This window comes from Shewanella sp. BJSY2023SW001 (assembly GCF_047314685.1).
Lineage (GTDB): Bacteria > Pseudomonadota > Gammaproteobacteria > Enterobacterales > Shewanellaceae > Shewanella > Shewanella indica.
The window spans coordinates 55,768-65,706 of record NZ_JBKORF010000054.1 but is presented as its reverse complement, the minus strand read 5'-3'; the positions used below and the strand labels follow the sequence as shown (position 1 = coordinate 65,706).

9 protein-coding genes are annotated in these 9,939 nt (G+C 52.4%); 2 read left to right on the top strand and 7 right to left on the bottom strand.

Annotation, left to right across the window (positions count from 1 at the left end):
* Window positions 1–1,187: 1,187 nt before the first annotated feature.
* Together ACMHXH_RS13040 and ACMHXH_RS13035 are read left to right on the top strand one after the other, a co-directional pair.
* On the top strand, window positions 1,188–1,991 hold the full coding sequence (locus ACMHXH_RS13040) for a YggN family protein (protein WP_335911958.1): 804 nt from the start codon (window positions 1,188–1,190) through the stop codon (window positions 1,989–1,991).
* Window positions 1,992–2,306: 315 nt separating this feature from the next.
* On the top strand, window positions 2,307–3,254 hold the full coding sequence (locus tag ACMHXH_RS13035; RefSeq protein WP_039034912.1) for a LysR family transcriptional regulator: 948 nt from the start codon (window positions 2,307–2,309) through the stop codon (window positions 3,252–3,254).
* A gap of 441 nt (window positions 3,255–3,695) precedes the next feature.
* Here the strand turns inward: ACMHXH_RS13035 and ACMHXH_RS13030 are convergent, their stop codons facing one another.
* The 7 genes from ACMHXH_RS13030 to proC form a co-directional block, all read right to left on the bottom strand.
* Window positions 3,696–5,555, bottom strand: a complete 1,860-nt coding sequence (locus ACMHXH_RS13030) for a DUF885 domain-containing protein (RefSeq protein WP_335911957.1) — start codon at window positions 5,553–5,555, stop codon at window positions 3,696–3,698.
* A gap of 216 nt (window positions 5,556–5,771) precedes the next feature.
* Complete coding sequence (gene hemW / locus ACMHXH_RS13025; protein ID WP_319618903.1) at window positions 5,772–6,908, bottom strand: radical SAM family heme chaperone HemW; 1,137 nt, start codon at window positions 6,906–6,908, stop codon at window positions 5,772–5,774.
* A complete protein-coding gene (rdgB, locus tag ACMHXH_RS13020; protein WP_071476996.1) occupies window positions 6,908–7,510 on the bottom strand; it encodes an RdgB/HAM1 family non-canonical purine NTP pyrophosphatase in 603 nt (200 codons plus the stop codon). Before rdgB ends, hemW begins: the two co-directional genes overlap by 1 nt.
* Before the next feature lie 218 nt (window positions 7,511–7,728).
* Window positions 7,729–8,163 (bottom strand): DUF4426 domain-containing protein, encoded by a 435-nt coding sequence (locus ACMHXH_RS13015; protein ID WP_071476997.1) that lies wholly within the window; start codon window positions 8,161–8,163, stop codon window positions 7,729–7,731.
* Between the two features lie 62 nt (window positions 8,164–8,225).
* A complete protein-coding gene (yggU, locus tag ACMHXH_RS13010) occupies window positions 8,226–8,513 on the bottom strand; it encodes a DUF167 family protein YggU (protein WP_037467122.1) in 288 nt (95 codons plus the stop codon).
* Window positions 8,513–9,064 (bottom strand): YggT family protein, encoded by a 552-nt coding sequence (locus tag ACMHXH_RS13005; RefSeq protein WP_039034907.1) that lies wholly within the window; start codon window positions 9,062–9,064, stop codon window positions 8,513–8,515. The genes yggU and ACMHXH_RS13005 overlap by 1 nt, the downstream gene beginning before the upstream one ends.
* 23 nt (window positions 9,065–9,087) lie before the next feature.
* The gene (proC, locus tag ACMHXH_RS13000; protein ID WP_039034906.1) at window positions 9,088–9,906 is read right to left on the bottom strand and encodes a pyrroline-5-carboxylate reductase; all 819 of its coding nucleotides are present in this window, start codon (window positions 9,904–9,906) and stop codon (window positions 9,088–9,090) included.
* Window positions 9,907–9,939 lie beyond the last annotated feature (33 nt).

The following is a 9,939-nucleotide window of genomic DNA, read 5'->3' as shown; positions in this document are numbered from 1 at the left end:
TCCTGAGTGTAGCCAATTTGTTTCATAAGCCAGCGGGGATTTCGGCTACGTCGGGGTGTCCTTGGGGATGCAAGGGGCTTTGGACAAGCAAAGCCTCTTGCCCGGTGTGGTTTGGCGAGAGTTGCGTAGCAACATGCTTTCGAGCGCGAGTCATGGATGACGAGCTGGCCCTTGTGCATGGATGCATTTGCTCCACGACTTTAGGCCGCTGGCACAGCGGCTATCAGGGTTTGAACCAAATCCCACCAATAAACCTGGTTTTAGCTGCCAGCTAAGTTGCAGCCCATCACCTGCGGTGCGCTTTCGCACAGGCGATCCTGTGACTCGCTGCAAGTACATCCCTGTAAGCTCTGCCTCGCCATCCCTGGCTCGGAAGGTCACAGTTCCGCCTGTGCCTGAAAATGAGGTGTATGTCTGCGGACACTTCAGATGTTTCAAGCTACTCCATTCTCACAGAATTACACCGACCCCGCTCGAAGCTCCACGACTTTAGGCCGCTGGCACAGGGGCTATCATGGCTTTGAACCAAATCTCACCAATAAACTTGGTGTTAGCTGTAATCTAAGTTGCAGCCCATCACCTGCGGTGCGCCTTTCGCACAGGCGATCCTGTGACTCGGCGTTAATACGTCCCTTATCTCCATGGATGGAGTGTATGCCGACATTTGTCTGGAACAAAATTCGGCCCTGTTTTCGACGGTCACAGTTCCGCCTGTGCCTGAAAATGAGGTATATGTCTGCGGGCATATAGGTCGCTTCAAACAAGTTAACTCTCACAGAATTGCACCGACTCCCCTTTGGAGCCGTCGCTGGCATTGTTGCCAATTGGTTCGAAGGGGCGAACTGGCCCTTGTGCATGGATGCACTTGCTCCACGACTTTAAGCTGCTGGCACAGCGGCTATCATGGCTTTTAATCCCGAATGCAGTGAAGAAAAGGAACGGTCTAGGCCATCCTGAGTATTCCCTGTTAAACCTTTCTTTGGTTTCTTGTGTCTTATTCATCATAACGGCTACAAGTTAGTGAAATTTGCCACTCGCAGATGGTGGATTTTCATATTTTGCAGCCTTGCTTGATATTAATTCTTCTACTATCAGTTGATTACAAATTTGGCACAAAGTCTGCTTTATTCTGAGCCATAAGCGGTAACCAAGTTTACTCGGCAGATTAAAACGAGAGGGAAGACAGAATGAAACAAGCGATTGGTGGAATATCTTTGGTGTGTGCACTGTTTGCGGCGGCGCCTGCTATGGCGATCAACTTTGAGCCAAGAGATGAGCAATGCGAGATGTCGCTCAACTACGACATCTCACTGGAACCCAAGAGGCTGAGTGTCAGTAATCAAGGGAAAGAACACTATCGAATTGAGCCGGGCCGCCTCTATGTGGAAGGTGAAGAAGTGGTCTTGAATGCCGAGCAGAGCAAGCTTGTCAACGAGTACTCGGATGCCATGGCTCAGCAGTTACCCGAAGTCATCTCTCTGGTGGAAGATGCCGTCACCATGGCGAGCGAGGCCGTGAGCATGGCCCTGACACCACTCTTGGGTGATGCCGCCGCTGCCAAGTTGGATGAAACCATGGGCAGTCTGCAACAGAGAGTCTATGAAGTGGCTCATCGCAATGGTGACCAGTACTTCCTCGGGGCCACTGAAGAGTCGCTGGAAAACGCCTTTGGTGATGAGTTTTCCAAAGAAATAGAGCAACTGGTGCAGCAGTCGCTAGGCAGTTTGATGATGGCCATGGGCAGCGCCATGATGTCAGGTGAGGGCGAAACCTTTGATGAGAAGATCAATGCCTTCAGCCAGAAGATGGAAAAGATGGGCAAGGATATTGAAGTGCAAATGGAGTCCCGTGCCCAGGAGATGGAGCAGAGAGCCGACGCGCTTTGCGACAACTTCCAACGTTTGCTGGTGCTGGAAGACAAGTTACGCAAGCAGATCCCTGAGCTGGGCGAATTCCAGGTACTGTCCGGCAAGGTTGAACTGCAGCAATAAGATTTAAGCTGGTGATTCCCCCTGTATCTTCCCCTCCCTTGATACAGGGGTTTTTTATTGGTTGTCTGTTGATTATGCCATCACTGCGGCGGTTTTTTTGGCTCAAAGCTATCCTTGGGTTAGAGTCAATAACAAAGAATTGGTATACTTCGCAAAAATAATAAAACTGACACCCAAGTCAGGACTCAGTGACTCTACCCAGTGCGCTTTCCAAAACCCGGCAGCCCACACCCCATTTTGGGGTCTTGACGGTGAGGCCCGTCGCTTTTCCAGGAAAGCTTTTACCAGTGTTGTAAACGGCTTAAGGCGACTTTCATGTTAGAACTGTTAGAACCTATCGCTATTTTCACTCATGTCGCCCGTGCCGGCAGCTTCAGTGCAGCGGCGCGTAGGCTCGGAATATCCAAATCCAAGGTCAGTACCCAGGTTGCTGATCTTGAACATAAACTCGGGATCCAGCTGATCCAGCGAACGACCCGTAGCTTAAGCCTCACCGAAGCCGGTAATCTGCTGTATGTGCAAGGGGAAGAACTGCTCCGGGATGCGGATCAGGCGGTGGCCAGTGTGCACAACCTTAATGATGCCACCCGAGGCGTGCTCAAGGTAGGTATCTCCCAGTCATTCGGCACCATGCATATTATTCCGGCACTGCCCGAGTTTATGACCCGTCATCCGGATCTCGAGCTGCAGGTGAGCCTGTTGGACCATAAGGTTGATGTGGTCAGTGAAGGCCTGGATCTGCTGCTGACCATGTCAGAGCAACTGCCTCTGGGAATGGTGGCTCGCCCGCTGATGAAGTGTCAGTTCCTGCTGGTGGCATCCCCCGGGTATGTTGCAGCTCACGGTATGCCGGCCCGTCCGGAGCAGCTGGTGGAGCACAACTGTTTGGTTTACCACGGTGAATGGCATGAGCACAGCGTTTGGCAATTCAAGAAGGGCGATGATTACTGTGAGATAGGGGTTTCGGGTAATTTCAGAGTCGACAATGCGCCGGCGCTTAAGTCTGCCGCTGTCAGTGGGCTTGGGGTGGTTTATCTCGCCAGTTATCTGCTGGAAGATGAAATAGAAAAAGGTACTCTGGTTCCCCTGCTTCCCGATTGGCAACTGACTCATCATCTGCCGCTGCAGGCTGTTTATCCAAGACGTAAACACTTGGCCCCCAAGGTGAGTGCCTTTATCGAGTTCATCAAGGATCATATAGGTACGCCACCTTATTGGGACAAAAAATATGCAGATCTGTTTGCCCAACGCCAGGAAAAATAAAGAAATATCGTTCTTATAATAGAACAATGAAAAACACTCAAGTCCCGCTTGGGTGTTTTTTGTTTATATATCATATGGATGTTAGGATTTTATTGGTTTATTCAACCGCTTTATTATTTGATGGGCTTTAAAGATTTTTAATAACCCAGTTGCAGTCTGTTCTGAAATCAATACAATGGTTGCAGTTGATTCGGGTGGAACCAACATACGGGTGTGCCGCGGGACTGACCCCTCCTGCTGTAGACTGCTTGGTTCAACACAGAGTGTTAAGCCCTTATCAATGCCGACCCAGGTTTTCGAACTAAAACAATGTCGGCCTTAAAACCATCATCCTGATTTTGGTTTACCCCGGCCCAGGTGGCCGGGGTATTTTTATGTCTGTTTTCAGGACGGAATCAAGCGCATAAAAAGCCGCTCATGGGAGCGGCAGTTGATTCAGTTTCAAGCCTGGCTTTGCGCGGTTACCCAGTCTTTTACCTCCTGCTCCAGTACATTCAGCGGCAAGGGGCCGTTTTTCAAGACCAGAGTGTGGAAGGCGCGAATGTCGAAACGCTCACCCAGCGCCTCCTTGGCGTAGGCTCTAAGCGCAAGTATCTTGTTCATCCCCACCTTGTAAGCGGTTGCCTGCGAGGGCATAACTATGTGCCGCTCAACCATTTTTACTGCGTCAGATTCGGCATTGGGAGTGTTATCCATGTAATAGGCTATGGCTTGTTCTCGAGTCCATTTCTTGGCATGGATCCCGGTATCTACCACCAAACGGCAGGAGCGCCATAGCTCCATCGCTAATCTGCCAAAGTCTGAGTAGGGATCGCTGTAAAGCCCCATCTCCTTGGGGAAGTACTCACTGTAAAGGCCCCAGCCCTCGATATAAGCCGTGTAAGAGCCGAAGCGACGAAAGCTGGGAAGTCCTTCCAGTTCCTGGGCTATGGCTATCTGCATGTGATGCCCGGGGATCCCTTCATGGTAGGCCAGTGCCTCCATTTGGTATTTGGGCATAGCCATTATGTCGTAGAGGTTGGCATAGTAAGTTCCCGGGCGACTGCCATCGGCCGAGGGCTGGTTGTAGAAAGCCTTGCCGGCAGACTTCTCCCTGAAGGCTTCCACCTGTTTGACTATCAACGGCGCTTTGGGCTTTACCTTGAACACTTCATCCAGGCGAGAGTTCATGTTATCGATAAGGGCGGTGGCCTCTCTCAGGTAGGCCCGGCGGCCGGCGTCATTGTCCGGGAAGTAGAAGCCCTCATTCTGGCGCATAAACTCGAAGAAGGCTTTGAGATCGCCCTTGAAGCCAACGTTGTCCATGATGGCGCGCATTTCGCCGTGGATCCTGGCGACCTCGTCCAGTCCTAATTGATGAATGCTATCGGCGCTCATCTCTGTGGTGGTGGTATTGGCCAGGGCATTGTTGTAGAAGGCGCTGCCGCTCGGGAATTTCCAGACTCCATCTCTGCTGTCGGCCCGTTTTTCCAGGGTTTCGAGATAGGCAATCAGCTTTTGGTAAGCTGGCCTCAATTGTTCTTTGAGGGCGATGGCGGCTTGATCCAGCAGTTTATCTTGGGTGTCTTCATTCAGCTTGAGTTTTGCCAACTTGCCCTTGAAGTCGGCCCAGATAGCGCTGTCCGGCTCACCATCAAACGGCGCGCCATGAATAATATTGCGGCTGTCTGAAAGTACGTGGGGGAATACGAACTTGGGGGCGATTATGCCTTCCTCGGCGCGAACCTCGAGGGCGGTGATCAGCTGCTCAAACAGCTCAGGAACCCCGGCTATACGGCTGATATAGGCGCGGGCATCGGCTTCGTTGGCTATCGAGTGTTGGTTTATCAACAATGAAGGTACCAGCGAGTGAATGCCGTACATCTGGTTGACCGGGTAGTTGTAGTGGCGGAACTTATCATCGCGGATCTGGCGTTGCAGCTTGGCGGTCAACAGCTCCAGGCTCAACTTGCTCTGTGAGTCCAACTTTGTCGGATCCAGTTGTGACAGGCGCTCAAGCTGCTGCTTGGCGCGAGCAAGCGCGGCATCATCGGCTGCATCTCCCAGTGAGTCCCACTTGCCGTAATCTGTCTTGATACCAAGAAAGGTCTGCCGCACCGGGCTGGCGGCAACATCTTCGTTGAAGATGGCTTCAAACAGGGCGTTGGCTTTGGCGGATTCGGCCTTGATGGCCTCAGGAGCCAGGTTTGATGCTTGGTTACTCTGCCCGGAGACGGAGGCTTGGGCGAGAAGGGGATAACTGCTGCTTAAAACGGCGCCAAGGGCCAGCGTCAACAGACTTTTTCTTATGGTTATAGGCATGGACAACTTCCTTTTTGCTTGGCAATGGCAGGCCGGATGACGATGGCCCGAGTCAGGAAAGACGCACAGAAACCGCGACTGCTATGGCTCATTTGCGTCTAAAGAAGTTAATCCTAATGAAGTTGAGTAATTAAGTATTGGCGTAAATGTTAGAAAATATTTCCTCTTGCTGCTTTCGCTTTGGCAGCAGCAAGAGGAGGCTAATAATAGATGGAGTTAACAAAACTGCGACAGCAGATCGTTGACGAACATATGTCCCTTGTTAGTGAGCTTCCAGTAGCCGGGAGTGATCTCCACCAGCCCGCGCTCGGCGGCCTGCTGCATGCCTTTATCCAGGGTGTTGGCCGCAACGCCGGTGCGCGCTTCAAATTCGCTCCAGGGGATGGGGCTCATCAGTCGCAGCCTGTTCATCAGGTACTCCAGCGCCCTGTCTTTGGGCAGTACATCACTTACCTCAAATAGATAATCCTCTGTGGCCAAATAACCCTTTGGATGTTTTATCTTTACCGTGCGTACTATGCGGTCCTGCTCCGGTAGCGTCAGCTTGCCGTGGGCGCCGCAACCAATTCCCAGATAATCACCGAACTCCCAATAGTTGAGGTTATGGCGGCACTGAAAACCGGGTTTGGCGTAGGCGGATATTTCATACTGCTGGTAGCCAAGGGCTGCGAGTCTTTGCTGGCCCTGTTCATAGATGTGCCAAAGTGCTTCATCGTCCGGCAGTTGCGGCGGGCGCGAATGAAACAGGGTGTTTGGCTCTATGGTGAGCTGATACCAGGACAGGTGCGGAGGATTGAGCGCCGCCGCCGTGTCGATATCGGCCATAGCCTCTTCAAAGCTCTGGTTCGGCAGACCGTGCATCAGATCCAGGTTAAAGCTCTGGTATCCGGCTGCAGCAACGCCTTTGGCAGCGTTGACTGCTTCATCCTTGCCGTGAATTCGCCCCAGCAGGTTGAGCTTGTCTTTGGCAAAGCTTTGCACACCTATGGAGAGGCGAGTGACACCTGCTGCGCGGTAAGCGCTGAAGTCATCATGTTCCAGAGTGCCTGGGTTGGCCTCCATGGTGATCTCTATGTCATCGGTAAAGGGAATGCGCCGATTCACGCCTTGCAGCAGCCTGCCTATCTGGGCAGCATCGAATAGGGAGGGGGTGCCGCCACCGATAAAAATGCTGTGCAGTTGCCGGCCTTGAACATAGTGCAGGTCGGCGTCGAGATCGCCAAGCAGGGCATCGACATATTCCTGCTGTGGCAGCTCACCCTGTTTTCCGTGAGAGTTGAAATCACAGTAAGGGCATTTCTGCACACACCAGGGAATATGAATATAGAGACTCAGCGGTGGCAGCGTCAGCATTAGCCGAGGATCCCCTGTTGTTTGAAGGCTTCAAGCAGCAATTTCAGCGCCTTGCCTCTGTGACTGAGATGGTTCTTTTCATCACTGCTGAGCTCGGCGGCAGTTTGCTGGTAGCCACAGGGAATGAATACGGGATCATAACCATGGCCGTTGTTGCCCTTGGGTTCAAAACCTATTTCACCTTCCCAGGCGGCCTGGCAGATGATGGGAGTCGGATCCTTGGCATGACGCATATACACAAGTACACACTGGAAACGGGCGGTACGGGGGGCAGACGTTGCCTCTATGGCGCCAAGCAGCTTGTTGTAGTTGCCTTCGGCCGTGGCGTTGGCGCCACTGTAACGGGCAGAATAGATGCCGGGAGCGCCGTCCAGAGCATCAACTTCGAGGCCTGAGTCATCGGCGATAGCGGGCAAACCGGTGATTTCGGCGGCATGGCGCGCCTTGATAATGGCATTTTCAACAAAAGTGGTGCCGGTTTCTGCCACTTCAGGCACGTCGAATTGGTTTTGTGGCAACACCTCAATATTGAAGGCGCTGAACATCTCGGCGAATTCTTTGAGTTTTCCCTTATTGCCACTGGCAAGCACTATCTGTTTCATCTTGGATTTTCCTTATTTCGCAATGCCGGCAATAGTACCATTTTGCAAAAGAGTTTACTCACTCAGCGACAATGAAAAGGCGCGAAAACAAGTAGAGCCGTGGAAGGTTTGAGCCCTAATGGCTGCTGTCGTTTCTCGAAGTCGGCAGTCAATACCCCTCGGGGCGGCCATAAAAAACGCCGCTCATTCGGCGGCGCTCTATTGACGGAATGTACAGCTCAATCGACGTAGAATTTCTGTTTGAAGGCCAGAGTGGTGTTGAGCTCGTTGCCGTGTTTGATCAGGATTTGAAAGTTAATCTCCTGATCGTCACGATAGGGCACCTCGGCAATATAGTAGATGGCATCACCCTCGCGAATTTCACGGAACTTCAACTGCATTCTGGCATCGATAAGGTTGTTGGCCAGGCCTGATATCTCGACCGGTACTGCCGGATTGCCCTCTTCACTGGTATCCAGTACGGCGATATTGATTATGCCCGTGTAACGGCTGCGTTCTATGCCATAGTTCTTGGCGATGGATGGCGTCAAAAAGGTGCTGCCCAGCGCCATATAGTGGATATCGAAATGGCCGACGGTCTGTTTCTGTTCGGCCTGAGCGACACCGGTCAGAGAGCCGAGACACAAAAGCAGGGTCAAAAATTTGCGCAACATAATGCTTTACCTGAGGTTAAGTGTGTTGAGTTGATTATAGTCCCTTGTCTGCTGCCATGGCATCAGAGTAAGGCCTCGATTTCTGCGGGTAATATCTTGGGCGCTTCAATACGCACCTGCTTATGGCGGCCCAGCTCTCCCTTGACTATGGCTATCTGCCCCTTGGGCACCTTGAAGGCCTTGGACAGATACTTGGTCAGGTGGGCGTTGGCTTTGCCGTCCACAGGTGGCGCGGTAATGGCCACCTTGAACTCTTCACCATGCAGGCCAACCAGTTGATCCCGGCTGGCCTTGGGCTGGATATAGAGATTGAGCAACAGGTCCTGCTGCTCCCAGCTAACAGCTTTCATCAGGCAATGGCCCAGAAAGGAATCGTCTTGGCCAGCAGTATGTTAATGAAATTCATCAACACCATCAGCACCAGCAGCGACAAGTCCAGCCCGCCCATGGGGGGCAGGAAGCGGCGAATGGGCGCCAGCAGTGGCTCGGTCAACTGCATCATCACATACTCAATCGGATTGCGGCCCTGGCTGACCCAACTGAGGATGGCGCGGATGATCAGGATCCAGAACAACAATACCCCAGCCTTTTTAAACAAGGACACCAGCGCAAACATCAAGGTGGCAACCAGGTTGAACTCCTGGCCCGCCATCAGGGTCAGCAAGAGTATTTTGACCACCACCACCAGCAGTGCCAGCACCACAGAGGCCGTATCCAGACTGCCTATGGAGGGCAGTATCCGCCGCATGGGCGCTACAATGGGGTGGGTGGCCTTGACGATAAACTGGCTGAAGGGGTTATAAAAATCTGCCCGCACCAGCTGCAGCCAGATCCTCAGTATGACTACCATAAAATAGAGGTCGAATACGACTGTAATCAGGTAAATCAATGCGTCATTCATGAAAAGTTTCGCCCTTGGGTCGTTTAGAATTCTTTGGCCATGGCTTCAGCCCTGGCAATACAGTTGTTCATTGCTTGCTTGATCAGTCCCTTGAGATCACCCCGTTGGAAGGTTTCCACTGCTTCATGGGTGGTACCGCCCTTGGAGGTGACATTCTGCCGCAGTTGGCCGGCGCTCAGCTGAGGATTTTGAATCACCATCTGTGAGGCACCCAGCGCTGCCTGCTGCACCAGTAACCTGGCCTTGGATTCATCCAGCCCCAGCTCTTTGGCCGCATCCATCATGCCTTCCATAAACAGGAAAAAATAGGCCGGAGAGCTGCCCGCCAAGGCGATCACCAAATTGAGATCCGCTTCTTTGTCTACCCACAGGGTCTCGCCGCCACTGGCCATAATCTGCTGACAAAGATCTTTATCCGCCTGCTCAACCCCACTTGCGGCATAAAGGCCTGTCATGCCACAGCCAAGTTGGGTTGGGGTGTTGGGCATAGTGCGGATAAGCTTAATCTGTTGGCCGAAGTAGTCATTGTATCTGGCGGCCGGGATCCCTGCCGCTATGGTAATAAACAGTTTATCGGCCAGCGGCAGTGTTGCCAGTTGCTCACACACCTGTTGCATCAGTTGCGGTTTGACCGACAGCACTATGATATCGGCCCAGTCACAGGCGGCTTGGTTGTCTGTGGTGGTGAGGATGCCGAAATCGCGCTTGAGGGCATCGAGTTTAGCTGTGCTTGGGTTGCTGGCTTGGATCAATTCAGCCGGATAACCGCTGCCCACCAGCCCGCTGATGATACTGCGGCTCATATTGCCGGCGCCGATAAAACAGATTTTCTTTTGAGCCATGCTGTCCCCTGTCACTTGTGATTGGAGTGTATC

Coding starts and splice junctions, on each gene's coding strand:
- proC (WP_039034906.1), bottom strand. CDS start 9,906: ATGGCTCAAAAGAAAATCTGTTTTATCGGCGCCGGCAATATGAGCCGC.
- ACMHXH_RS13035 (WP_039034912.1), top strand. CDS start 2,307: ATGTTAGAACTGTTAGAACCTATCGCTATTTTCACTCATGTCGCCCGT.
- rdgB (WP_071476996.1), bottom strand. CDS start 7,510: ATGAAACAGATAGTGCTTGCCAGTGGCAATAAGGGAAAACTCAAAGAA.
- hemW (WP_319618903.1), bottom strand. CDS start 6,908: ATGCTGACGCTGCCACCGCTGAGTCTCTATATTCATATTCCCTGGTGT.
- ACMHXH_RS13030 (WP_335911957.1), bottom strand. CDS start 5,555: ATGCCTATAACCATAAGAAAAAGTCTGTTGACGCTGGCCCTTGGCGCC.
- yggU (WP_037467122.1), bottom strand. CDS start 8,513: ATGAAAGCTGTTAGCTGGGAGCAGCAGGACCTGTTGCTCAATCTCTAT.
- ACMHXH_RS13005 (WP_039034907.1), bottom strand. CDS start 9,064: ATGAATGACGCATTGATTTACCTGATTACAGTCGTATTCGACCTCTAT.
- ACMHXH_RS13015 (WP_071476997.1), bottom strand. CDS start 8,163: ATGTTGCGCAAATTTTTGACCCTGCTTTTGTGTCTCGGCTCTCTGACC.
- ACMHXH_RS13040 (WP_335911958.1), top strand. CDS start 1,188: ATGAAACAAGCGATTGGTGGAATATCTTTGGTGTGTGCACTGTTTGCG.